The following is a 412-nucleotide window of genomic DNA, read 5'->3' as shown; positions in this document are numbered from 1 at the left end:
TTCTCTGTTGCTTCAACGGAGGTAATGATATAGCTGGTGGCACAAACTACGATGACGGTTACTACAATACCAAAACCCAAATTAATTATTTTATTGCGCTTCATTTCTTTTCTTCTTCCTCTATGCTGATACGTAGGGTAGCTTGTACTTTGGCGAAGTCAGCTTGGGCATTAATCGCGTCCATCTCAATGGCGCGATAAGTTCGTCTTGCATCAAGCACATCCATTACACCAAGTGCACCATTTTTAAAGGCGAATTCCGCCGCCTCAGCAGAATTGCGGGCAGCGCTCAATAATTCACCCTGAAAACGTGCGGTCATTTCTTTCGATGCCTGGGCAGATTCGATTAACAGTACCAGCTCATTACGCGCTGCTTCTTTAGTTTTTTCTAAGGTCTCATTGGCGGCATCTAC

Annotated in this window: 1 protein-coding gene; it reads right to left on the bottom strand. The window is 44.7% G+C overall.

What is annotated here, in order from left to right:
* Window positions 1–100: 100 nt before the first annotated feature.
* Window positions 101–412, bottom strand: a 312-nt coding sequence (locus QN395_RS21735; protein ID WP_323493066.1) for a TolC family protein, incomplete at its 5' end; no start/stop codon positions are given.

It is taken from the genome of Undibacterium sp. RTI2.2 (genome assembly GCF_035018705.1).
Lineage (GTDB): Bacteria > Pseudomonadota > Gammaproteobacteria > Burkholderiales > Burkholderiaceae_D > Undibacterium.
Note: the sequence above shows the minus strand (reverse complement) of the source record. Positions and strands in the feature narration are given on the sequence as shown.